Source organism: Streptomyces sp. NPDC006544, from assembly GCF_040611715.1.
Taxonomy (GTDB): Bacteria; Actinomycetota; Actinomycetes; order Streptomycetales; family Streptomycetaceae; genus Streptomyces.
Genome location: NZ_JBEXOV010000021.1, coordinates 64,506 through 87,234, shown reverse-complemented (window position 1 = coordinate 87,234; position 22,729 = coordinate 64,506). Strand labels below are relative to the sequence as shown.

19 protein-coding genes and 2 pseudogenes are annotated in these 22,729 nt (G+C 70.5%); 17 read left to right on the top strand and 4 right to left on the bottom strand.

Going from position 1 to position 22,729, the window contains the following annotated elements:
- The first annotated feature begins 116 nt into the window (after window positions 1–116).
- The 7 genes and pseudogenes from ABZY44_RS13135 to ABZY44_RS13105 form a co-directional block, all read left to right on the top strand.
- On the top strand, window positions 117–1,889 hold the full coding sequence (locus tag ABZY44_RS13135; protein WP_356652989.1) for a condensation domain-containing protein: 1,773 nt from the start codon (window positions 117–119) through the stop codon (window positions 1,887–1,889).
- Between the two features lie 91 nt (window positions 1,890–1,980).
- Window positions 1,981–2,742 (top strand): hypothetical protein, encoded by a 762-nt coding sequence (locus tag ABZY44_RS13130; RefSeq protein WP_356652987.1) that lies wholly within the window; start codon window positions 1,981–1,983, stop codon window positions 2,740–2,742.
- On the top strand, window positions 2,739–4,304 hold the full coding sequence (locus ABZY44_RS13125) for an acetolactate synthase large subunit (protein ID WP_356652985.1): 1,566 nt from the start codon (window positions 2,739–2,741) through the stop codon (window positions 4,302–4,304). The genes ABZY44_RS13130 and ABZY44_RS13125 overlap by 4 nt, the downstream gene beginning before the upstream one ends.
- 154 nt (window positions 4,305–4,458) lie before the next feature.
- Window positions 4,459–5,262 (top strand): NAD(P)-dependent oxidoreductase, encoded by an 804-nt coding sequence (locus tag ABZY44_RS13120; protein ID WP_356652983.1) that lies wholly within the window; start codon window positions 4,459–4,461, stop codon window positions 5,260–5,262.
- Between the two features lie 139 nt (window positions 5,263–5,401).
- Window positions 5,402–6,526, top strand: a complete 1,125-nt coding sequence (gene hppD, locus ABZY44_RS13115) for a 4-hydroxyphenylpyruvate dioxygenase (protein ID WP_356652981.1) — start codon at window positions 5,402–5,404, stop codon at window positions 6,524–6,526.
- Window positions 6,523–7,635, top strand: a complete 1,113-nt coding sequence (locus ABZY44_RS13110) for an alpha-hydroxy acid oxidase (protein ID WP_356652979.1) — start codon at window positions 6,523–6,525, stop codon at window positions 7,633–7,635. The genes hppD and ABZY44_RS13110 overlap by 4 nt, the downstream gene beginning before the upstream one ends.
- A gap of 513 nt (window positions 7,636–8,148) precedes the next feature.
- Window positions 8,149–8,310 (top strand): annotated as a pseudogene (locus ABZY44_RS13105) (pirin family protein); the annotation flags it as partial.
- 365 nt (window positions 8,311–8,675) lie between these two features.
- Here the strand turns inward: ABZY44_RS13105 and ABZY44_RS13100 are convergent.
- Complete coding sequence (locus ABZY44_RS13100; protein ID WP_356652977.1) at window positions 8,676–10,154, bottom strand: RICIN domain-containing protein; 1,479 nt, start codon at window positions 10,152–10,154, stop codon at window positions 8,676–8,678.
- Between the two features lie 297 nt (window positions 10,155–10,451).
- On the opposite strand from ABZY44_RS13100, the gene ABZY44_RS13095 reads away from it, so the two are divergent.
- Complete coding sequence (locus tag ABZY44_RS13095; RefSeq protein ID WP_356652975.1) at window positions 10,452–12,974, top strand: NB-ARC domain-containing protein; 2,523 nt, start codon at window positions 10,452–10,454, stop codon at window positions 12,972–12,974.
- Window positions 12,975–13,086: 112 nt separating this feature from the next.
- On the opposite strand, the pseudogene ABZY44_RS13090 reads toward ABZY44_RS13095, so the two are convergent.
- A pseudogene (locus tag ABZY44_RS13090) lies at window positions 13,087–13,355 on the bottom strand (transposase); the annotation flags it as partial.
- Between the two features lie 143 nt (window positions 13,356–13,498).
- Between ABZY44_RS13090 and ABZY44_RS13085 the strand changes: the two are divergent.
- Complete coding sequence (locus ABZY44_RS13085) at window positions 13,499–13,723, top strand: hypothetical protein (RefSeq protein WP_356652973.1); 225 nt, start codon at window positions 13,499–13,501, stop codon at window positions 13,721–13,723.
- 260 nt (window positions 13,724–13,983) lie between these two features.
- On the opposite strand, the gene ABZY44_RS13080 is transcribed toward ABZY44_RS13085, so the two are convergent.
- Together ABZY44_RS13080 and ABZY44_RS13075 are read right to left on the bottom strand one after the other, a co-directional pair.
- Window positions 13,984–14,820 (bottom strand): undecaprenyl-diphosphate phosphatase, encoded by an 837-nt coding sequence (locus ABZY44_RS13080; protein ID WP_356652971.1) that lies wholly within the window; start codon window positions 14,818–14,820, stop codon window positions 13,984–13,986.
- Between the two features lies 1 nt (window position 14,821).
- On the bottom strand, window positions 14,822–15,547 hold the full coding sequence (locus tag ABZY44_RS13075) for a phosphatase PAP2 family protein (RefSeq protein WP_356652969.1): 726 nt from the start codon (window positions 15,545–15,547) through the stop codon (window positions 14,822–14,824).
- A gap of 152 nt (window positions 15,548–15,699) precedes the next feature.
- Here ABZY44_RS13075 and ABZY44_RS13070 point away from each other — a divergent pair, with 152 nt between their 5' ends.
- From ABZY44_RS13070 to ABZY44_RS13035, 8 genes are all read left to right on the top strand, one after another.
- On the top strand, window positions 15,700–16,083 hold the full coding sequence (locus ABZY44_RS13070) for a BlaI/MecI/CopY family transcriptional regulator (protein ID WP_356652967.1): 384 nt from the start codon (window positions 15,700–15,702) through the stop codon (window positions 16,081–16,083).
- A gap of 15 nt (window positions 16,084–16,098) precedes the next feature.
- The gene (locus ABZY44_RS13065) at window positions 16,099–17,034 is read left to right on the top strand and encodes a M56 family metallopeptidase (RefSeq protein ID WP_356652965.1); all 936 of its coding nucleotides are present in this window, start codon (window positions 16,099–16,101) and stop codon (window positions 17,032–17,034) included.
- A 281-nt stretch (window positions 17,035–17,315) separates the two neighbouring features.
- Window positions 17,316–18,080: a DUF4839 domain-containing protein gene (locus ABZY44_RS13060; protein WP_356652963.1), complete on the top strand. Its 765-nt coding sequence runs from the start codon at window positions 17,316–17,318 to the stop codon at window positions 18,078–18,080.
- 558 nt (window positions 18,081–18,638) lie between these two features.
- Window positions 18,639–20,138, top strand: coding sequence for a PP2C family protein-serine/threonine phosphatase (locus ABZY44_RS13055; protein ID WP_356653011.1), 1,500 nt, complete (start codon window positions 18,639–18,641; stop codon window positions 20,136–20,138).
- Complete coding sequence (locus ABZY44_RS13050; protein ID WP_356652961.1) at window positions 20,135–21,217, top strand: cobalamin-dependent protein; 1,083 nt, start codon at window positions 20,135–20,137, stop codon at window positions 21,215–21,217. Before ABZY44_RS13055 ends, ABZY44_RS13050 begins: the two co-directional genes overlap by 4 nt.
- A complete protein-coding gene (locus ABZY44_RS13045) occupies window positions 21,214–21,651 on the top strand; it encodes an STAS domain-containing protein (RefSeq protein WP_356652959.1) in 438 nt (145 codons plus the stop codon). The genes ABZY44_RS13050 and ABZY44_RS13045 overlap by 4 nt, the downstream gene beginning before the upstream one ends.
- A gap of 190 nt (window positions 21,652–21,841) precedes the next feature.
- Complete coding sequence (locus ABZY44_RS13040) at window positions 21,842–22,372, top strand: MarR family transcriptional regulator (protein WP_356652957.1); 531 nt, start codon at window positions 21,842–21,844, stop codon at window positions 22,370–22,372.
- An 88-nt stretch (window positions 22,373–22,460) separates the two neighbouring features.
- The gene (locus tag ABZY44_RS13035) at window positions 22,461–22,634 is read left to right on the top strand and encodes a CsbD family protein (RefSeq protein ID WP_356652955.1); all 174 of its coding nucleotides are present in this window, start codon (window positions 22,461–22,463) and stop codon (window positions 22,632–22,634) included.
- The last annotated feature ends 95 nt before the right edge of the window (window positions 22,635–22,729 follow it).

The window sequence follows — 22,729 nt, the reverse complement described above, 5'->3', positions numbered from 1 at the left end:
TCTGATTGAACCCATTCCCACGTATCAGAAGTCTGTCGCTCGCAATGTGCGTCTCATGGCGGAGATTGCCAAGCTCGGGGGAACCATTAGTGAATGTACGTTCGGAAGATCAAGATGTGGAATCGCGACTGCTCGCCCGCATGCGACGGTTTCGCGTATCGGGCATAGACCGTCGGCCTCATCCGACGCAGCCCGTCCGGCTGTCGTTCGCCCAGCAGCGGCTGTGGTTCCTCGAACAGTTGGCGCCAGGTGGCGTGGAGTACTCGATGCCGTTCGCGTTCCGGGCGAGCGGAAGACTGGACGTCGCGGCGCTCGAGTCCGCCTTCAGCGGTCTGGTGCGGCGGCACGAGGTGCTGCGGACCCGGTTCGTGGTGGGTGCGGACCAGGATCCCGTGCAGGTCGTCGAGGATCCGTGGGCGGTGCGGGCCCGCATCGTGGACCTGACCGACCGGGGTGCAGAGGCAGCAGAGGCCGCCGGGCTGGAAGTGCTGGCCGAGGAAGCCGCGCGACCGTTCGACCTGACCAGCGGCAGACTGCTGCGGCTCGTGGTGGTTCGGCTGGCCTCGGACGCCCATCTGATGGCGGTGACGATGCACCACATCGTCGCTGATGGGTGGTCCACCGGAATTCTGGCCAAGGAGCTGCCGGAGCTGTACGCGGCGTGCATGGCGGGGCGAGAGGCGCAGCTCGCCGAGTTGCCGATCCAGTACGCCGACTACGCGATGTGGCAGCGGGACCAGCTGCAGGGAGAGGACCTCGAGCGACAGCTGGCCTACTGGCGCAGCGCGCTGGCCGGACTGGTCCCGCTGGAGTTGCCGACCGACCGTCCACGCCCACCCGTCCGTTCCGGTCGAGGAAGCGCCGTCGACTTCACGGTTCCGGGGGAAACGACAGCAGCCTTGCACGCGCTGGCCCAACGGGAAGGCGCCACCCTTTTCATGCTCCTCCTCGCACTGTTCAAGATGGTGCTGGGCAAGTGGAGCGGCCAGGACGACGTAACGGTGGGCGTTCCCATCGCCGGGCGCAACCGTGTCGAGGTCGAGGAGCTGATCGGCTTCTTCGTCAACACGTTGGTTCTGCGGTCCCAAACGTTCGACGACCCGCGGTTCGACGAGTTCCTCCGACGTGTGAAGGGCGCGACGTTGAGCGCCTACGAGCATCAGGACATGCCGTTCGAGCGTCTGGTGGAGGATCTCGCCCCGACGCGCGACCTGAGTCGTACGCCGCTGGTGCAGGCCGTGTTCGCACTCCAGAACGCGACGGAGACGGCCTGGCAGCTGCCGGGCGTGCGGATCGATCCCCTGCCGTCCGAGACGAAGGTGGAGAAGTTCGATGTGACCATGGTCCTGTCGGAGTCGCAGGGCGGCCTCGAGGGATCGCTGACCTACAGCAACGATCTGTTCGATCGCGAGACGGTCGAGCGGATGGCCGGGTACTTCCGCACTCTGCTCTCCGCGGTGGTGGCCGACCCGGCAGCGCGGCTCGGCGAGCTTCACGCGGTCGTGGTCGGGCAGCGCGGGTGGGTCGGGCCGCCGGCCGGAGCGGCGGGCCGAAGCGCCCGCCCGGATCCTGGCGAGGGCCCCGACCAGGACGAGGTGGAGTACGTCGCCCCGCGAAGCCCGGTCGAGCGCACCATCGCCGGGATCTGGGGCGATGTGCTCGACGTCGCCCGGGTCGGTGTGCACGACAATTTCTTTCTCCTCGGTGGGCACTCCTTGATGGCGGCCCGTATCACTTCGCAGTTGAGCCAGGAACTCGGCTTCGAAGTGACCGTCCGCACGCTGTTCGAGGCTCAGACCGTCGAAAACCTTGCCGGTGTGTTGGCTGCCGAACATTTCGCGAGAATCAGAAACAGGTTTGGAATTCCGACACCGACCGCAGGGGATTGACCCGGCGTCTGCTGTCTGCTCGCCACGGATGTGCGGTCGGCCGTGGGTGAGCGTCGAATGCTATGAGGAGAGTGAAACTTTGGAATCCCCCGTGTTCTTGAAGACGGGTGCCGGGACGGTCGAAGGTGTTCCGGCCGACGGCGGATCTGAGCACTTCTACCGCGAGGGGGGTGCGCGCCGCATCATGAGTGTCGCCAACTTCCCGGACGAGATCCTGTCGTTCCTGCAGATGGAGGGCCTCACCGTCCTGGATGTCGCCTCACGTCACCGGTGTGACAGCCTGGTCGAATTGGGGTGTTACGACGGGCGTGCGCTGGAAGTGGCGAAGGTCGCCAACATGTCTTATGTGGGTGTCGACGTGAACAGCGTCGCCATCGGCTCCTTGAGCGGTCGGATCGCGTACGAGGGCTTGGGGGAATGGGCGCGAGCAGTCCTCGGAAGTATCCGCGTCAGTGAGGACTGGGTGCCTGAGGTGCGAGGGGAGCGTCCGTTGCTCCTCCTTCCTTTCAACCTGATCGGAAACCTTGACGAGCCGGCGAAGTTTCTCGCCGAGCTGGGTGGGGTGGGGAGGCTGGGTGTCATTTCCTTCTTCAATGACGATGCGTGGACCACGGAAGTACGACGCGCCTATTACACGGCCTGCGGAATAGCGATCCACGAAGAGGGCCCCGGCACTCACGGCGGTACTCTGTTTCGTGGTGACGGAGGGTTCCGATCCCAGTCGTTCAGTGTCCGAGGGATGCAGAGCCTGCTGGAAGCCGCAGGCGCCACCCTGGTGCACGAGACCAGTAATCGCCTCGGATGCTGTATCGCCGTTCGCTTTTCGTCGGTTCCCTCGGGTGCGCGCGCATGAGCGTCATGAACGGTGCTCAAGCAGTGCTGCAGACCCTCAACAGTGCTGATATCGACGTCTGTTTCACCAACCCCGGCACCTCTGAGATGCATCTCGTCGCCGGAATGGTCACGACAACCGGGATGCGGAGCATCCTGTGCCTGTTCGAAGGGGTGGCGACGGGGGCTGCCGACGGGTACGGGCGTATGGCCGGCAAACCGGGCTCGACCCTGCTCCACCTGGGGCCTGGGCTCGGCAACGGCTTGGCCAATCTGCACAACGCCCGTCGCGCGGGCACTCCAGTGGTGAACATGGTCGGAGACCACGCCACGTATCACAAGGCGTTCGATGCACCCCTCGACACCGATATCGAGGCCATGGCCGGAACCGTCTCGCAGTGGGTTCGGCGGACGCAGAGTGTCGCCGACGTCGGCAGGGATACGGCGGAGGCCATTGCCGCTGCCAGGACCGCCTCGGGTCACCTGCAAGGTGGTGTGGCCACGCTGATCCTCCCCTCCGACGTCTGCTGGTCCGCAGGGGGGACCGCCGCGCCCGTTCCCGCCGCCCGACGTCCGTCGATCGACACGGATGCAGTGGAGCGGATCGCCACCATGCTGCGGACCCGCGACGACTGTCTGCTTCTCATCGGCGGCGGCAACATGCGCCGCTCGGGGCTGGACGCAGCGGGTCGTATCGCTCGGGCGACCGGGGCACGGCTGTTGGCCGAGAAGTCGCCGGCGCGGCACGAGCGGGGGGCGGGAATCGTAGCGGTCGACCGCCTTCCGTACCCCAGGGACCTTGCGGCGGCACGGCTGAAGGACGCGCAGTGCATCGTGCTGGCCGGAGCCGGGGCCCCGGTGGCGTTCTTTGCCTATCCGGGCCAGCCCAGCACCCTGATCCCCAGCGCATGCGAGGTTCATGACCTCGGTGCGGCACCCGAAGCCCTCGAATACCTGGCTGATCTGCTCGCCCCTCATGCTTTGCCGCTCACCGCTCGGGCGAGCCGGCCGGGTTTGCCCAGCGGTGAGTTGACGGCGCGCAAGGCTGCGGCCGTCATCGGTGCGTTCTTGCCGGAGGGAGCCATCGTCGTCGACGAGGCCATCACGTCCGACCAGTGGCTACCGGAGGCCACCGCCGGCGCCCCGGTGCACGATTGGCTCAACATCACCGGTGGTTCGATCGGCATGGGGCTGCCGGTCGCCACGGGCGCCGCCGCCGCCTGTCCGAACCGTCCGGTCCTCAGCCTGGAGGCGGACGGCAGTGCCATGTACACGCTTCAGGCCTTGTGGACCCAGGCGCGTGAGGGGCTTGACGTCACCACGGTCATCTTCAACAACGCTTCGTACGCCATCCTCGACGCGGAACTGCGCCGTGTCGGGGCGTTCGACGGCACCGACGCGCAGCGCAGCAGAGCGCTCATCGACATCCCGGGGCTGGATTTCGTCTCCCTGGCCAACGGCATGGGCGTGCCCGCCACGCGAGCGCGCACCGCTGAGGCGTTCGCCCACCAGCTGCGCCGGGCGCTCGCCGAGCCCGGTCCGCACCTGATCGACGCGATCGTTCCTCCCGTCAGCGGGTCTTGAACGCGTCTCGTGCACGCACTTTCGATTCAGTTCCACGGGAGCAAAGGGCCCAATTTTGTCCACTGAGAGAACGGTAAAATCTCCCACCTTTCAACAGATTTCCATTCTGCCCGGAGTGTGGCCGTCGCCTGGGCTTCTCGACGTGCTGCGGCATATGAGCGACAGGCCGCTGTTGAGGTTGGAGGACTGGCCGTCGACGGAGTCGCAGGTACCGGAGTTCGTACACACGGATGCTTTGCTGGCGGGGTGGAAGGACATCGTCGATGCCGCACGCATGCGCCAGCTCCCTTCGCTGCGCTTCATAGGTCTCCGTGCCACGTCGACCGAACGGGTCGATCTGGACCACGCGCGCCGGAACGGCATCGCGGTGGCGCCCATTCACGGTTACGGCGACATCGGCACGGTCGAGTTCGTCATCGAGCACTTGCTCGCACATGCGCGGCACGGCGGCGATGCCCCCAGCGAGCTGGCCGGCCGCTGCCTGGGACTCATCGGCTACGGTCCGGTGGCGCAGCGAGTAGGCCAGGTTGCGACGGCGCTGGGCATGGACGTCCTCTTCCATACACCCATCCCCCGCCGAACGGCCGAGCGGACGCCGCGATGGGCACCGCTGCACGAGGTGCTCGCCTCCTCGGACTTCCTGTCCTTCCATTCACCCGCGTACCGACACGTCGTCACATACGAAGATCTCCGCCTGGTTCCGCCAGCTGCGTTCGTCTTGATCACGACATTGGGCCTGCCGATGCCCGAGTCGGACTTCCGCACCTGGCAGTCCGCCAGGGAGGGGCGGACCGTGATGGACCTGTGCGCGGCCCACGCTGTCGGCAACGCGGTGGTGAGCCTTCGAGGTGTCCACGTGCAGGAGCTCTACGCAGCGCGGACGTCGGAATCGGTTCATCGTGCCGAGACGCACCTGATCGACAATCTGGCCGCCGCCCTCCACTCGGCAAGCCCCTAAAGGTCTCACAACCACGAGATGACCACCACGTTCGAGAGCGTCATCGCCCTCGCCACCTCCTCCTCGTCAACAACGAACACCTGCATGAGGCGAACGTACGGCCTCTGCACCCCGATACCCAGCACCCCTAGGACCCACCGTGACCATCACCACCCTGAACGTCAGCCATGTCGAGCTGTACGTCACTGACGCCATCGCCGCCGCCGAGGCGTTCACCCACGGCTACGGCTTCCAGATCTACGCCACCGCCGAGCGCACCGGCCCGCACCGCGCCTCCCGGTCCCTAGCCCTCCGCACGGGTGACGTCATCCTCGTCGTCACCCAGGGCCTCGATGCCGACCACCCGGCCGCCGTCTACACCGCCCGGCACGGTGACGGCATAGCCGACATCGCCCTGACCGCCCCTGACGTTCGAGCCGCGTTTGCCGACGCGGTCTCCCGCGAGGCGACCGTGCTGGCCGAGCCCGCCGAGGCCGACGGCTGGGTTACGGCCGTGCTCGGCGCCGGTTTCGACGACGTACGCCACACCTTCGTCCAGCGTCCGGCCGGAGCCGAGGCGCACGGTGTCCCGCTGCCACTGCCCGGATTCGAGCCGGTCGCCGAGTTGCTGCCGGTGCCCGCCGAGGCTCCCGCGTTGACCTTGCTCGACCATGTCGCGGTCACCGTGCAGATGGGCGAACTCGCCGCCTCAACCGACTACTACGAGAGGGTCTTCGGCTACCGGGCCATCTACGAGGAGCTGATGGTTCAGGGCAGGGAAGCCATGGACTCCAAGGCCGTCCGCAGCCCCGTCGGCGACATCACCTTCACCGTTCTCGCGCCCAGCCCCGAGTACGAGGCCGGTCATATCGGCGACTTCCTCCAGCGGCACGGCAGCGGCGGGGTCCACCACCTGGCCTTCGCCACTGAAGAAATCGTCGAGACCGTCGCCCGGCTCAACAAGCGCGGCGTCGCCTTCCTGTCGACCCCCGACACCTACTACGACGCGCTGGCCGGGCGACTCGACCTGAACCGCCATTCCCTGGAAGAGCTCCGGGCTGCCGGCATCCTCGCTGACGAGGACCACGCCGGCCAGCTCTTCCAGATCTTTACCCGGACCGTCCACCCCAAGCGCACGCTCTTCTTCGAAATCATCGAGCGGATGGGAGCCGACACCTTCGGCGGCGGCAACGTCCGCGCGCTGTACGAGGCGGTCCAGGCCGAGAAGGCCGACCACGAGGACGCCACCACGACGGTCGAGGCCATCCCGGAGCGCGCGCAGTGACCCTGCCCGCTCTCGATGGCATCCTCACGCCTGCGGATGCGCAGGCACTGGCGGCCGGCATCCTGCCCGCCTCCGTGGAGCGGTTCGTCGACGGCGCGGCGGGTGCCGGGCTGACCCTCGACGCCAACCGCACTGCCCTTGACCGTCTACACCTGGTGCCCCGCGTCCTGACTGACGTCTCCACCACCAGCACCGCGGCGACCCTGTTGGGGGCGCCCACCACCCTACCCGCGGCCGTCGCTCCCATGGCTTACCAGAAGGCGGTGCATCCCATGGGCGAACTCGGCGCGGCCCGCGCCGCGTCGGCCGCCGGGATCCCTTTCACGGCCTGCACTTTCAGCAGCACGCCGATCGAGGACATCACGGCCACCGGCGCCACCACCTGGTTCCAGCTGTACTGGCTGCGCGACCGGGGCCTGACCCGAGACCTCCTCGCCCGTGTCGAGGCGGCCGGCGTCCAGGCCCTGATGCTCACCGTGGACACACCGCGCATGGGCCGCCGACTGGCCGACCTGCGAGCCGGCTTCACCCTGCCGGCAGGCGTCACCGCGGCCCACTTCGCCCTTGGGGCCGACGGACTACCAGCCGGCGGGCGCGACGGGGTCAGCGCCATCGCAGCGCAGACCGCTCACCTGGTCGACCCGTCGCTGTCCTGGGCTGATCTGGAATGGCTGCACGCGCAGACCACGCTGCCGCTCGTTCTCAAGGGTGTTCTCGACCCGCAGGACGCCGACCGCGCTGCGGAAGGCGCGGTCGCCGGCCTCGTCGTCTCCAACCACGGCGGCCGCCAGCTCGACGGCGCCCTGGCCGCCGCGGACGCCCTGCCATACGTGGTGGAGGCCGTGGCCGAACGCTGCCAGGTCCTCCTGGACAGCGGCATTCGCAGCGGCACTGACATTTTGAAGGCGCTAGCGCTCGGCGCCGACGGCGTCTTGCTCGGCCGGCCCGTGCTGTGGGGGCTCGCCGCCGGTGGAGAGGCTGCGGTACGGCGGGTCCTCGGGCTGTTCCAGGAGGAGCTGGAACACGCCCTGGCCCTGGCCGGCTGTCCGGGTCCGGCCGCCGCGGCCCGGCTGCGCGTGGGGCGGGCCCTCGGGGGTGGCATCCGGTGACGGCACTCGACAGTTCGGCCATCGCCTTATCCGGCCCGCTGGCCGGCTGTTCGGAGGCCGCGCCTCGGCAGCGCCCCACCCTCGACGACGTCCGGCCTTCGTCGGCCGACGCAGCGGTCTCCAGGCCGAAATGATCGTCACTGAAGATCCGGTAGGGCACCACGCCGGTTCGCCTTCGAGCCGGGAGAGGTCCAGGTCGTCGACGACCGCGACATCAACGTCGAAGCCGCCCGGGCCACCGGCCTGCGCGGCCACCACTACACCACCCTGCCCGCTCTTCAGAAGGCCTCGTTGCTCGTTCCTGAGTGCCTGACCAGGCCAGCGAGAAGGCGGCATCCGGTTCGGGGATGCCAGTGCGGCGGTCGCCTTCAGCGTCGGCCTGGGCGAGTAAGGAGGTCGGGAGGAGGTCTGCTCCGACCAGGCAGTCGGCGGGCGAGCCTTCAATGCTGACTTTTGCTGACTTTGAGGGACACATAACGCTCTGACCTGCGGAAACGTCGAGCGATCCAATGGTTCTGGAACTGGATCGGACGGTCACACGATGACATCGCGCAGGCCCGCGAAGACTGGACGAGTGGGACACGATTCGGTGAGGTGAAGGGCTACGACGGCCCTCCGCTTCCGGCTCCCGAGCTGCCCCCGACCCATCTGAAGCCCCGGGGAAGGGTACGTTGACCTGCCAGTTTGCATGGACGAGGGCCGGATGCGGTGCTCGCGCCCTACCCTCCGGTTTTGGTTTCGCAGGGAAGGTCGCCGGACGCGGTGCGAGAACCTTCGGCGCCGCCGGTCGCGTCTCATGTGTTGCAGGCTGTGACCACGTCTGGTCGGACGAGTGCTGACCTTTTGCTGACTCTGCTGACGAGTAGTTAGATCTGACCGCGACGGCCCAGCTCACCAGGAGGGCGCAGCGGATCCGGGCCGTGGCCGGGGAGGGCGCGCGGGGTCTGCCGCGGCGGTGCGGCGGTGCGGGGAACGGCCCGGTCCGGCGCCGCGTTTTCGCGGTGCCGGACCGGGCCGTCCGGTCGTGCGCCGGTCCCTGGTCAGCGCTTGGGGCAGGCGGCCTGGGTGACCTTGCCGGCCTTGGCCGTCGACGTGCCGGGGTCCAGGGTCAGGCACTTGCCTGTCCACTGGTTGATGAAGTAGTAGCCGTGCGACTGGCCGTTGCTGTCGGTGTTGGTCGGCATGACGTTCCACAGCTGGCTGCCGGAGAACCACTTGGTCTCGCAGGGCCACCAGAAGAGCTGCGTGCCGTCGCCGGGCGGAGTCCCGTTGTTGTACGGAACGGTCAGGCAGGAGCCGTTGCCCGCCTTGATCCAGTAGTGGCCCTTGCCGTCGTAGTTCGGCTTGGTGGCCGTCCACTGGTGGCTGCTGGGCGCCGGGTTCGCACAGGCCCGCTGCGTGACGAGGCCGCCGGAGCCGTCGGGGAACTCGTCGCCGCGCACCATGCAGCGGTTGGTGCCGTAGGTGCTGACGTACTGCTTTGCGTCGTTGACGGTCCACACCGCCGGGTGAGGCTCGAAGACGTAGTTGTCGCGGTTGAGTTCGTCGACCACCGACACGGGCGTGAGGCCCGACTTGTCGGAGATCTGGTAGTGGTCCACCGCGACGAAGTTCGGGTTGCGGCCGCCTGCGGCGGGCCGACATGACTTCTCGATGCGGCTCTTGAGCTGGGCGCCGTTGTCGATCTTGGCGTAAGCCTTCGGGTCGGGGTTGTCCGAGCTGAACTGGTTCATGGTGAACAGAGGGGTGAGGCCGGTCGTGCCTGGCATCGGGTTCGTGTTCAGCGCATTGCCGTTCCGCGACTCACAGCCTGACGGCTGCCCTTTGCCGTAGCTGTACCGGTTTTCCACGGTGTGCGACCAGGTGTTCATCAGCGTGCCGGAGCCGGCGGCCGTGTCGCCCCAGCTGTCCTGGAAGATGACCAGACGCTGGTTGGCGGAGACCATTTCTTTCAGCTTCGGCCAGTTGCTGCTGAAGATGCCCCAGTCGTTCTGGTTGAAGAGCATCTTGCTGGCGTCCTTGGCTTCCAGCATGTCGGTGATCGTCTTGCTCACCGTCTCCTTGCTGGCGTAGTTCTCCAGGAACAGGGTCACCACTTCCTGCGGGTTCTTCTGCAGGAAGTTCACGACGGTCAGGAGCCCTGCCTTGAAATCGTCGTAGCACACGCGCACATCGGGGCTGGTGCCGTGGCACATCTGCACGGGCCCGGTGCCCCGGGAGTCGTACGTGTCGAGCATCAGGCCCCGCACGCCGCCCTCGAGCTGCTCCTTGATGCTCTGCGACTGGTTCGGCGGCACGGGCCACTGCGTGTCGTCGTCGGCGTAGGCGTTGTGCGAGGTCACGAACGACCACTGGTGATAGCGCGCGTTCCCGTACTTGCTGCTCGCCGCCACCGCCCCTGTGGGAGCCGTCAGTGCCGAGGCCAGGACGAGGAGCGCGAGCGCGGGCAGGGCGAGCAGGCGCAGCAGGCGAGCACGGCGGTCGGCGCCCGGACGGGACGCGGTACCACTGGTTCTCATGTGTGATTCCCCTGGTAGAAGCAGCCGCCGGCGACCGCGGTCACGGTACGGCGGCGACCGGGTGTACGAAGATGCTCCGGGCCCGGTGCACAGCCGCACACGAGAGCGCGGGCGGAGCGGCGACGGGCCGGCCACCGGCGGGGCTGGTCGGGCTCCCCCCGGGGTCGCCCCAGCCAACCGCGGCCGGCCGATCCGGACCAGGCAGTTCCACCGGCAGAAGTACGGTCCGGCATACTTCTGCTGGAGGAAAGGACCGGCGGACCGGCCGGTCCGCGCGGCACCGGGGGACGAGCGGGTATGGGGACGGACACACCGGCCACCGGCGGATTCGGCGAGCACCTGCTCCGCCTGCGCACGGACGCCGGGCAGAGCCAGGAGGAACTGGCGCACGCCGCGGGGGTGAGCGTGCGGGCCCTGTCGGACATGGAGCGCGGCCGGTCGCGGGGGCCGCAGCGGCGCACCGTCGCCGCTCTGGCCGCGGCGCTGGGGCTGAACGCGACCGCCACCGAGGCACTGGAGCGGGACGCCGGCCGGGGACGGCCCCGCGCGCGCGGGGCCGCGGGTGAGGCGGCGGCCGGCTCGTACGCGGGCACCGGCCCCCCGGCGGACGCCGGTGGGAAGCCGGCGATCGGGCCGCCCGGATGCGCCGGCCCGGCGGGCGCTGCCGCCCCGGGCCCCTCCGTCCGCCACACCCTCGCGCTTCCGCGTGACCTGCGCGACTTCACCGCGCGCGGGCCCGCCCTGGCGCGGCTGGCGGCCCTGGCCGAGCGGTCCGGCCCCGACCGGCCGCAGGTGGCGGTCGTCTGCGGGCAGCCCGGCCTGGGCAAGACCGCCTTCGCCGTGCACGCCGCCCACACCCTGGTACCCCTCTTCCCCGACGGCCAGTTCTACCTCGACCTGCGCGGCATGGATCAGCAACCGACCCCGCCCCGCGACGCCCTCTCCCGCCTGCTGCGCGCCCTCGGCGCAACCGACGTACCCGCCGGCACCGACGACCGCAGCGGCCTCCTGCGCTCCCTCCTGCGCGACCGCCGCGTCCTGCTCCTCCTGGACAACGCCGCGGACGAGAACCAGGTACGGCCCCTGCTGCCCGGGGAGGGCGCCTCCCTCACCCTCGTCACCAGCCGCCACGCCCTCGCCGGCCTCGAAGCAGTCCACCGCACCGAACTCGCCCTGCTCCGGCGCGAAGAAGCCGTCGAACTCCTCACCCGCATCATCGGCCCGCACCGGGTCACACAAGAAGCCCAAGCCGCGCGCGACCTCGCCGAACTCTGCGGCCATCTCCCCCTGGCCGTCCGCATCGCCGGACAACGCCTCGCCGCCCGCCCCGCCGAGCACATCAGCAAACTCGCCACCCAGCTTGCCGAACAAGGCGGTCGCCTCGACGCCCTGAAGGCCGGCTCGCTCGAGGTCCGGGCCGCCTTCGCCCTCTCCTACCGGCAGCTGAGCCCGCAGGCACGGACCGTCTTCCGACGCTCCTGCCTGGCCGGCGGCCCCGACTTCAGCCCCCAGACCGCCGCCCTGTTGGCCGACCTGCCCGCCCGCACGGCCGCCCGGTATGCCGAGGACCTGGTCGACGCCGGCCTCCTCCAGTCCCACCCCACCGCTGACCGCTACCGCTACCACGACCTCCTGCGCCTGTTCGCGGCCGAGCAGTTGGCCGAGGAGGACGGGCCCGAGGAGATCGCCGCCTCCGAGGACCGGGCCGCCCGCTGGACGCTCCGCCGGGCCACCGCCGCCGCCCTGCACTTCGAGGCGGAGTACGGGTCGGCCGCAGCCCGAGGTGACGCGGAAGGCGATCCCGACCCGGCCACCGCGCCGGTCGGCAGCGACCGGGCCCGGGCCTGGCTGGAGGAGGAACGGGCTCAGTGGCTCGGGGCCCTGCGCCACGCCCAGTCGACCGGCCGTCACCGGCAGGTCGTCGACGCGGCAGAGGCGATGCACTGGTTCTCCGACGCCACCATGGACTGGGAGCTGTGGGCCGAGGTGTTCCTGCGGGCCGCCGACTCCGCCCGGGCGCTCGGCAGCACCCGCGAGGTGGCCGTGCAGCTGAACTACCTGGCCTGGGCCCGAAACATGTGCGTCTTCGACTACGCCGGAGCGCTGGCCGCCGCGGACGCAGCTCTGGAGGCGGCCCTGGAGGCGGGCGACGAGCTCCAGGTGGGCTGGGCCCTGGGATACGGCGCGGGGGCGCTCCAGCGGCTCGGCCGGATCGGGGAGGCCGTCGCCCGGCTGAGGTCGTCGGTCGCCCGGCTCGCCGGGCTGTCTTGCGGCGAGAGCAGGCTGGCCGAACTCACCGCCCTGAACGCGCTGGGCCAGGTCCTGCGCATGGACGGCCGGCCCGAGGAAGCACTGGCCATCCACCGCCGCAGCGAGGCGCTCTGCCGGGCGGGCATCCCGGGGCGGCCGACCGTAGTGAGCCGTGCCTACCTGTCCCTGGTCAGCCAGTGCATCGGCAACGACCTGGCCGCGCTCGGCCGGTGGAGCGAGGCGGAGGCGCCGCTGCGTGAGGTGCTGAGCCTTCGCGCGGTGAACCCGGTGTCCTTCTGGAGCGAGACCGCCCGGCTCGAGCTGGGCGTCGTCCTGCGGCACCTCGGCCGTCACGACGAGGCCCGGCAATCCCTGACGGCCGCCCATGAGGCCCTGGTCCGCCTGAACCACCCCCGGCAGCTCGAAGCCGCCGCCGAGCTCAGCACCCTGGAAGCCGCTGCCGCTGCCGCTGCCGCTGCCGCTGCCGCTGCCGCTGCCGCTGCCGCTGCCGCAGCCAGTCGCGTGCGTGCTCGTGGCGGAGCCGCCGACCGCCCCGGCGGGCCTCGGTGACAAGGCCCCTGGCCGCCCGCACGCCCCGGTCACGATCCCGATCCAGCAGATCGCTGCCTCATGTAACGGTGCCAGCAGCCGGGCCCCTCAGGCTCGACGGGCGAGCCGAAGGGTGCAGCTTGGCCCACACCCGGGCCTTGGTCCATTCGGTGAACCGGCGGTGGGCCGTTGCGCCGGCCCGGACGACGCCGCGGGCAGCTGCTGCCACGTGCAGCCCGAGGTCGCCACGAACACGATCGCGGCCAAGACCTCACGGTCGCCGTGACGAGGTCGGCCGCCACCCTGTGGCGGCGTCGGCGCCACCGGCACAACCCGCTGGAACAACACCCACAGCTCATCCGGCACCAGCCGCTCAACGCAAGCCCTTCTGCAGGAGTTCAGTTGCGGGAGGAAGGCCCCTGACCGCGCCCGGGAGTGGGACCCTCCGATGCTGACTTTTGCTGACTTTGAGGAACCTGTAACGCTCTGACTGTGGAAACGTCTCTTGATCCAAAGGTTCTGGAACTGGGTCTTACACTCGCCCGGTGGATGCGATGCGATGTACGTACTGCGGTGGCGTTGGCCTGGAGCCGGGTTTCGTCGAGGACGCCGGAGAAGGAGCCCGCGGGTACGCCCGGTGGATCGCCGGGCCGCTGGAACGCGGCATGTTCGGAGGTGCCAAACGGCTGGGCCGGCCCCGACGCCGTATCGAGGCATACCGCTGCCCGCACTGCTCACACCTCGAACTCTTCGCGACCGAGGCCGTCTGACAGCCGGGCCGGGGGCGAACCGCGGCGGACCGCGGGCTCCTGCCGACATGTCCTCGGCCCCATGCCCGGCCCGTCCGCCACGGGGACCGCGCTGCTGTAGTCCCCAGCGGCGAGCGGCGAGCGGCGCGCCTGGGCGCCGCGTGCGACTCGCCGGATGCGGCGGAGCGTTTCAGAGGCGTTCCCCGTTTCAGCGCGAGCGGAGCGGAGTGTGCCACCCGGACTTTGCCGCAGGCGGGCGGCGGGCCGCGGGTGGCTGGCGGTCAGGCGTGCAGGACGCCGGTGCCCAGGAGCCCGAACAGCAGGACGCCGACGACGATCCGGTAAACGACGAAGGCGTTGAAGGAGTGCTTGGCGACGAACTTCAGGAGCCAGGCGATCGAGGCGTAGGCGACGGCGAAGGACACCGCGGTGCCGACGACCAGCGGCATGGTGTCGATGCCGGCGCCGACGGCGTCCTTGAGCTCGTACAGGCCCGCGCCGGTCAGGGCGGGGATGCCGAGGAAGAAGGACAGGCGGGTGGCGGCGACGCGTTCCAGGTCGAGGATGAGGCCGGTGGACATGGTGGCGCCGGAGCGGGAGAAGCCGGGGAAGAGCAGGGCGAGGATCTGGGAGGAGCCGACGAGCATGGCGTCCTTGAGGGAGGTGTCGTCCTCGCCGCGCTTGTGGCGGCCCAACTGGTCGGCCGCCCACATCAGGCCGCTGCCTACGATCAGGGATCCGGCAACCACCCACAGGGAGGCGAGCGGTCCCTCGATGAGCGGTTTCGCCGCCAGGCCGACGACCACGATGGGGATGGTGGCGTAGATGACCCACCAGGCGAACTGGTAGTCGTGGTGGTAGCGCTCCTCGCGGTCGGCGAGCCCGCGGCCCCAGGCGGTGACGATGCGGACGATGTCCTTGAAGAAGTAGACGAGGACGGCGGCGATGGCGCCGACCTGGATGACGGCGGTGAAGGCGACCACGGACTTGTCGTCCACGGGGATGCCCATCAGTCCTTCGGTGATCTTCAGGTGGCCGGTGGAGGAGACCGGCAGGAACTCCGTCACGCCCTCCACCACGCCCAGGACCACTGCCTGTCCCACACTGATCGCGCTCACGTCACTTCACCTTCGGTCGGTCGGATTTCGGTCGGTCGGATTTCTGTCGGTCGTGCGTCCACGGGCTCGCGGCGCCGGTGGAGAACGAGGAGGTCCCGAGCAGCCCTGCCCACAGGGAGGCAAGGAGCCAGCCCGCCAGGACGTCGCTGGGCCAGTGCACGCCGAGGTAGACGCGGCTTGCGCCCACGGCAACGGCCCACAGCGCGGGCAGCACGAGGAGCGCCCGCCGGGCCCGGCCCCGTACGGCGCGGTGGACCCCTGCGGTGAGCAGGACCGCCACGGCCGCGGACGTCGTGGTGTGCCCCGAGGGCATGGCGTACCCGCTCGCCGTCCACGCCCAGTCCGCGGCCGGCGGGCGGGGCCGGGCGAGCCACGACGCCATGGCGATGCGCGGCAGTTGCACCGATACCAGCGCGAGCGCCCCCATGAGCGCCCCGCGCCACCACCGGGCCCGCACGGCCAGTGCCCCGGCGAGCGCCGCCAGCAGGTAGGCGGGAACGCCGCTGCCCGTCACGGTGACCGCGACCGCCGCCCGGGCCGCCCACGGCGGCCGGTGGACCATCACCCAGCCGTGCACCGGTCCGTCCACGCCGAAGGGCGCACCGTGCGCCACGACCGTGACGGCGACCAGGGCCGCCAGCAGCGGCCCGCACACCAGCACCAGCACGGCGGCGGGCCGCGGCCGCACCCCGGCGGAGCGGGGCGCGGCCACCGGGGAAACAGGCATGGGGCATCCTTTCCGGGCAGGGTGCGGGGGCCGAAGGGCCCATGGGTCGCACGGCCCGTGGGCCGCGAGCTCGGAGCGCACGCACACAGTAACTTCTATTCACGAATAGAAGTTACTGTGGACTGCAGACGCTCGACGGAAGGAGGACGGCCTTGGCCACGCACGAGCCGCCGGAACCCGGGGGCAGGCGCCGGGCGAACGGCGCCCTGGAGGAGGAGGTCCTCGCCCTGCTGCACACCGCGGGCCGAGCACTGACCCCCGGCGAGGTCGCCGAACGCCTCAGCACCGCCCTGGCCCACACCACGGTGGCCACCACGCTGGCACGCCTGCACACCCGCGGCGTCCTGGAACGCGCCCCGCGGGGGCGCAGCTACGCCTACGCGCCGGTCACCGACGCATCCGGCATGACGGCCCGCCACATGCGCCAGGTCATGGAGAGCGGCACCGACCGGGAATCGGTCCTGATCCGATTCGTCGACGGGCTGTCCGACGACGACGAGGACCTGCTGCGCCGACTGCTGGGCACCGACGGATAGAGAGCCGCCCCCACGATGCACCTGGCCGTCTACCTGCCCCTGCTCTTCCCCGTCCCGGCCGCGCTCAGCGCCGGCCCCCTGGCCCGCCGGCTGGAGCCCCGCCTGGCGACCTGGCTGCTGACCGCCGCCGCTCTGGTCCTCGCCGTCTCCAGCACCGCGGTCCTGGGCCTGCTTGCCCTGGCCGGACTCGTCCGCATCCCTCTGGTGGCGACTCTCAAGGGCTACTCGCCCGACGTGATCGCCCGCCAGGACCCCGCCGTGTGGCCGGCCGCACTCGCCGGCGGCGTCCTGCTGGCCCTTGCCGTCCTCGCCGCCGCAAGGCGGGCCGCACGCCGGGCCGGAGCCCTGTGGTCCGCCGCCCTGGAAGCCGCCTGCCTGCCCGGCCCCGACCTGGCCGTCATCACCGACGACCCCGGCGCCGACGCCTACACCGTGCCCGGCCTGCCCGGCCGCATCGTCGTCTCGCACGGCATGCTCGACGCCCTCGGCCCCGCCGGCCGGGACATCCTCCTCGCCCACGAAGGCGCCCACCTGAACCACCACCACCACGCGTTCGTCTCCCTCGTGCAGCTGGCCGCCGCCGCCAACCCCCTGCTGCGGCCCCTTGCCGTCGCCGTCGCCTACACCGTCGAACGCTGGGCCGACGAACACGCGGCCCGGCACACCGGCGACCGCCGTGCCGTCGCCGAAACCGTCGCCCGCGCTGCCGTCGCCGCCAAGCGCAGCCGCGGCCCCCGCGCAATCCCCGCCGCGGCGCTCGGCATCCTCGGACGCCGCCGTACCGCTCCGGGCATCGTGCCCCGCCGCGTCGCCGCCCTCCTCGCGCCCCCGCCCCAGAGCCCGCCCCTGCTCCTCGCCGCCGCCGCGGCGCTGCTGGCGGCCACCGGCCTGTGCGCCCTTGAAGCCGCCCACGACCTCCACCGCTTCCTCGAGCTCGCGCACACCCGCTGAACCGCTCCGCGCGAGGACGGCTCCTCCGCTTCAGCCGTCCACCCGTACGGGTCCGGGCCGGGAAGGGCGTGACGGACGATGCCGCAGCTGGTGATCTGCGCGAGGCCGAGGGGAGGAAGCGCGGGCACCGTCTCGTCCTCGTCTGTCGATCCTCGCGGCATTCGTGTACGCCCACGACCGTGCTCACCGCGTGCCGGGGGCAGCGCAGGCCTTGGACGACGCGTTCACACTCCTTCAGCGGGCCGTCTCGCGAAGTCCCCTATGCTCGCGCGACAGTTGGTATGAACAGATTCATGGAAGGGGCGCGGAGCCACATGGCCGACGAGATCAAGTACGAGTACAGGACCGTGCAGACCGTTCGCGGCACCGACGGCTTGGTGATCTCGAAGATGCAGAAGGAGGGCTGGGAGCTCGTGGAGCAGGCTCAGGGGCTGCTGCGCTCTACCCTCGACTTCCGTCGGCCGAAGAAGCCCCTGCCGCGGCTCTTGATCGGCACCGCGGTCGGCGGCCTCGTGGTCCTGGCCGTCGTCATCGGCGTAGGCGCAGCTCTCGAGGGCGGAGGCGAGAAGAAGGACGAGTCGAACAAGCCGACGGCGGTCACTGCGAGCGCGGCAGCCTCCGCCACCTCGGCTCCGAGCGCGGCCGGGGCAGCTGCCGCTGAGGTGATCACGCCGCAGAACAACCCGGAATTCGCGGCGCTACTGGAGACGCCGGACTCGTGCGACAGCGCGAGCCCGGACTTCGCGACCAAGTACAAGGGCAAGACGGTCGCATTCGACGGCTCGATCGTGCACGTGGCACCCCGCGGTAGCGACGACACCCGCTACGACTTCCTCCTGGGCCCGGGCGACCAGGGACCGAAGACGGCGATCGGCCCGGCCTTCAAGTACGAGGATGTCAACATTCCCGACCTGAAGCTGACCGGCCGGAACGCCCCCGCCACCGTCCGAGCGGGCGACAAGTTCCGCTTCGTCGCCCAGGTGGGCGTATACGACGCGAAGCAGTGCGTCTTCTTCCTCGACCCGGCCTCGACGGACAACCGGTAGTCCAGATCGGCAGCCGGGCAGCCGGGCAGCACGGTCGCGCGCCGCCGTCAGCTTCTGGGTGGCGGCGGCCGGAGTGGTCTTGATCGCGGCGACCTCACCGAGCCACCCGGGCTGGCCGGCCACCAGAGCGGGGCCTCGTCTGCACGCGCATGCTCCGCTCGCCCTGGGGCAGGCGGGGGCGCAAGGACGTGCGCGTTGATGAGGCGAACAGTCCTGTTCTCCATGCCATTGCTACGCCCGGGGTGGAGGCGTGCTCGCCCGGTGTGGGTGAGGTGCAGGACTGTCGTTCGAGGAGGCCCGGGTTGTGCGAGCGGAGAGGAATGGAGGATGGTTGCCGTACGGCAATGGTTTTCCTTCGATGCGATGAGGTGAGGGGTTCGCGCAGCGGGCCTTCTATGTGTGCTGAATGACACCCAGGCAGCATCCGCTCCGCCCGTGGTGGGTTTCCCATGGGCCGACGCTCCCTACCCCGTGCTCGCGGCGGACTCCCAGGCGGTCCTGCGGTTCGTCAACGAGGCGGCCCGCCTGGTCTTCCCCGACGCCCGCCCGGACACGGCGATGGCGGCCGTCCTGCCCGGCTGGCTGGCCCTGGCCCACGCCGGCCTGAGCCCCTCCCTGGGACAGCATCCGGGAACACCGCGGCCCGCGATCGCCCATGGTCCGGTAGGGGGGCGTTCGTTCGAGGCGCATCCGACTGCCGGGGGAGACGGCACGGTGGTGTGGTGGCTGGTCGATGACACCGACCACCGGCTGGCCCGCGAGGCCCTGCACATGGAGAAGGAGCGCACCGCGTTCCTGACCCGCGCCTCCAATCTGCTGCTCTCGTCGCTGAACTTGGAGCGGTGCATGGACGTCACTGCGCAGATGGCGGCGGAACACCTTGCTGATGCCGCCCTGGTGATCGCCCCGTCTCACGGCCACTCCTTGCCGGTGGTGACCTGTGTGCGCGGTGGGGCGCCGTCGACGTCGCGGCTGACCGTGGATCCCGCGCAGGTGCCCGGGCTGGCCGAGGCCCTCCAGGGGTTTCCTCCCGTTCCGTCCAGATGGATCGATCCGGCCGCCGCTCCGGCGTGGCTGGTTCCGGAGGAGTTCGGGACGGTCGGCTCGATCGTCATCACTCCTCTGCCCGGCCACGGCGTGCCCGCCGGCGCCCTGGTGCTCCTGCGGCGCAGCGGTCACGAGGCGTTCACGGAGAGCGAGGAGGTCTTCGCCCGACTCTTCGCGGCCCGCGCGGGTGCCGCCATGTCGGCCGCCCGGCTGTACACGGAGCAGGCATCGATAACCGAGATCCTGATGCGCGAACTCCTTCCTCCCACCCTGCACCAGATCTCCGGCGTCGACTATGCGGGCGGCTACCGGCCTTCGAAGGACCACGAGCGGGTCGGTGGCGACTTCTACGACGTGCATCCCTCCGCTGTGGAAGGAGAGCCCTCCCTCGTCGTCCTGGGCGACGTGTGCGGCAAGGGGCTGCAGGCGGCGGTGATGACGGGCAAGATCCGCAACACGATGCACGCGCTGCTGCCCATGGCCGGCGATCACCAGCGCATGCTGGGGCTGCTCAACACCTCGCTGCTGAACACCGAGAACGCCCGCTTCGCCACGATGGTGCTGGCTTCCGCGGTCCGGGCCGGCAGTTCGGTGGACCTGCGGCTCACCAGCGCCGGCCACCCGGCTCCGCTCATCCTGCGCTCCGATGGGCTCGTCGAGGAGGCTCCGACCCGCGGCACCCTGGTCGGGGTGCTCCCCACCTTGGTCACCCAGAGCGCGGACGTCACGCTGGCCTCCGGCGACACCTGCCTCCTGTACACGGACGGCATCAGCGAGGCCCGCGGCGGGCCGATGGGCGACACCATGTTCGGCGAGGAACGTCTGCGCCGGGCGCTGGCGGAGTGCGCGGGCCTGCCGGCGGAGGCGGTGGTGGAGCGGGTTCAGATGCTGACCTCCCAGTGGGTGGGCGACGGCAAGCACGACGACATGGCGGTGGTGGTCATCGCCGCTCCCCGCACCCACCACCTCACGGCCGTGAACGGCCACACACGGGGCAGGTTCACCGCATGAAATCCACCACGATGACCGCCTCCGGTCACCAGCAGCCGGCGGCCGAGCTGTGGGAGGCGGTCCTCCGGTTCGATGAGCGGGCCGCCGTCACGGCCGTGCTCGGCGCTCTGGAGGACGGCTTGGACGTGGAGTGCGTCCTGCTCGATGTGATCGCCGCCGTCCAGAGGCGGGTGGGGGAGGAGTGGGCCGCCAACCGGCTCTCCGTGTCGCAGGAGCACGCCGCGACCGCGATCAACGAGCGGGCCGTCGCCGCGCTCGCGCGGCATCCCCGTTCCCGAACATCGCCGATACGCGGCCGCCTCACGGTCGCCTGTGTGGACGGCGAATGGCACTCACTGCCCGCGCGCCTCCTGGCCGAGGTCCTCACGTCGCGCGGCTGGCGCGTCGACTACCTCGGCTCCCAGGTCCCCACCCCCCATCTGATCGCGCATCTGCACCGCACCGGCCCGGACGCGGTGGCCCTCTCGAGCTCGATCGCCACCCGCCTGCCCACCGCGCACGCCACGATCACCGCATGCCAGGCCGTGGGCGTCCCCGTCATGGTGGGGGGCGCCGCCTTCGGTGCCGACGGCCAGTACGCGCGGCTGCTGGGCGCGGATGCCTGGGCAGCCGACGCCCGCACCGCCGCCGACGACCTGGCCCGCAACCCTCTCGCCCGGCCGCGGCCCGGCCACCAGGCCATCGATGATCTGCCGCACCTGGCCGACCAGGAGTACACGCTCGTCGCCCGTACCCGCCGCGACCTGGTACGTACGGTGTTCGCCGGACTGGAGGGCGCCTTCCCGGCGATGCTCGGCTACACCGAGGCCCAGCGCGAACGCACGGCGGAGGACCTCGCCCACATCGTGGAGTTCCTCGCCACCGCGCTGTACACGGACGACCCGGAGCTCTTCTCCCGTTTCCTGCGGTGGACCGCCGGTGTGCTGAGCACACGGGGCGTACCGGCCCGTTCCCTCCTGCCCGCCCTGGACCTCCTGGGCAGGGAACTGAAGGACTTCCCCCGCGCCACCGGAATGCTCCACACCGGCGCCGCCGCCCTGAACCGTACCCCTGTGACTGCTTCCGGGACCGCCCAATGACCAGCTTGCAACCCAGCCCGCTGCGCCTGACGCACCTCGATACGCGGGACACCGTTCGCATCGACCTGCACGGCGACCTGGACCACTACTGGGCCGATGCCCTCCTGGTAGCCGTGACCCGCACACTGGCCGAGAACACCGGTCTGCACCACCTGTTCCTGCACTGCCAGGGGCTGGCCGCGGTCGACTCCTCCGGGCTGTCGGCCCTGCTCATGGTCCGGCGCCTCACCGGTGCGGCAGGGGTACACCTGCACATCGAGGAGAGGCCCCTGCGCCTGGAACGGCTCCTGGAACTCACCGGTACGCTGGACTACCTCACCGCCCCGGAGACAGGGACACCGAACGTCTCCTCGGCATCCCGGCAGCGTGCTGCCGCCGCGTCTGCCGAGGAATCCATAGCGGCCCGCCCCGGCAGTACGGACAGCAACCCCTGACACCCCGGCACCGGGCATCGGCTCGCGTCGGCCGGCGATACCGCGATGGCATATCGTCATACGCCAGAAGGCGGAGCACCTCCCGGACGCGCCGGGCGCGGGCCGTGTCCGGCAGGAGCGGCCGGCCCTTGAAATCCGACCCCGACCACCCACACGCCGGCAGGACCACGTCCCTGGGAGGGGGAAACGCATGACAGAGCGCACCCGCCCCGAGGCGGACCCCGTACGGGCCCAGGCCGCGGCCCGTCAGGCCGGCCGGATCGTCGAGCTCCTCGACATCCTGTGGGAGCAGGCCCGCAGCGACATGCCGGCGCCGTACGTCCCGGTGTCCCAGCTCCGCGTGCTGTACATCGTCGAGGGGGAGGACGGGATCCGCATGCGGCACCTGACGCGCATCCTGGCCGCTGCGCCGCCGTCGGTGTGCCGTCTCGTCGACCGTCTCCAAGCCCTCGGCTTCATCGAGCGACGGCCCTGCCCCGACAACGGCCGCGAAGTCCTGCTGTCCGTGACCGGCGCCGGCCGCGAGCACCTGACCCGGATCCGTGACTGCCGCGACCAGCTCCTCGTCCAGGCCCTGACCGACATGCCGTTCCACCAGCGGACCGCGCTGGTCGAAGGCCTCGCCGGATTCGAGAAGGCCCTGGCGGCCGAGCCGCTCCTCCCCGTGGGACAGGACAGCCGGTCCCTCCCGACGTCACGGGGCACGGCCCGGAGCGCGTAGAGGTCATCGCGAAGTCAGCACGTTTGTCGCCCAGGGAATGGGAAGACGTGATGACGTAAGCGTTCTCTGCTGTGGGGAAGTGATGTCCGTGTCCGGTGAAGAGAAGACCCAGGCCAAGACCGAGCAGGCCAAGGGCAAGGCCAAGGAAGCCGTCGGCCGTCTCGTCGGCAACGAGCGCCTCACCGCTGAGGGCCGCGCCGAACAGGCCAAGGGAGACGCCCGCCAGGCCAAGGAGAAGGTCAAGGACGTGTTCAAGGACTGATCCCTACCGAGAGGGCCGGGGGGGGGCGCGCGGGGCCGCCCCCCCCCCCCGGTTGACCCCCCCCCCCCCGGGGCGGGGCCCCCCCCCCCCCGGCC

What these genes read in the sequence shown, in the direction of transcription:
- ABZY44_RS13050 (WP_356652961.1), top strand. Translation starts at nt 20,135, where the DNA reads ATGAAATCCACCACGATGACCGCCTCCGGTCACCAGCAGCCGGCGGCC.
- ABZY44_RS13060 (WP_356652963.1), top strand. Translation starts at nt 17,316, where the DNA reads ATGAACAGATTCATGGAAGGGGCGCGGAGCCACATGGCCGACGAGATC.
- ABZY44_RS13120 (WP_356652983.1), top strand. Translation starts at nt 4,459, where the DNA reads ATGAGCGACAGGCCGCTGTTGAGGTTGGAGGACTGGCCGTCGACGGAG.
- ABZY44_RS13100 (WP_356652977.1), bottom strand. Translation starts at nt 10,154, where the DNA reads ATGAGAACCAGTGGTACCGCGTCCCGTCCGGGCGCCGACCGCCGTGCT.
- ABZY44_RS13065 (WP_356652965.1), top strand. Translation starts at nt 16,099, where the DNA reads ATGCACCTGGCCGTCTACCTGCCCCTGCTCTTCCCCGTCCCGGCCGCG.
- ABZY44_RS13040 (WP_356652957.1), top strand. Translation starts at nt 21,842, where the DNA reads ATGACAGAGCGCACCCGCCCCGAGGCGGACCCCGTACGGGCCCAGGCC.
- ABZY44_RS13125 (WP_356652985.1), top strand. Translation starts at nt 2,739, where the DNA reads ATGAGCGTCATGAACGGTGCTCAAGCAGTGCTGCAGACCCTCAACAGT.
- ABZY44_RS13095 (WP_356652975.1), top strand. Translation starts at nt 10,452, where the DNA reads ATGGGGACGGACACACCGGCCACCGGCGGATTCGGCGAGCACCTGCTC.
- ABZY44_RS13055 (WP_356653011.1), top strand. Translation starts at nt 18,639, where the DNA reads ATGGCGGCCGTCCTGCCCGGCTGGCTGGCCCTGGCCCACGCCGGCCTG.
- ABZY44_RS13045 (WP_356652959.1), top strand. Translation starts at nt 21,214, where the DNA reads ATGACCAGCTTGCAACCCAGCCCGCTGCGCCTGACGCACCTCGATACG.
- ABZY44_RS13075 (WP_356652969.1), bottom strand. Translation starts at nt 15,547, where the DNA reads ATGCCTGTTTCCCCGGTGGCCGCGCCCCGCTCCGCCGGGGTGCGGCCG.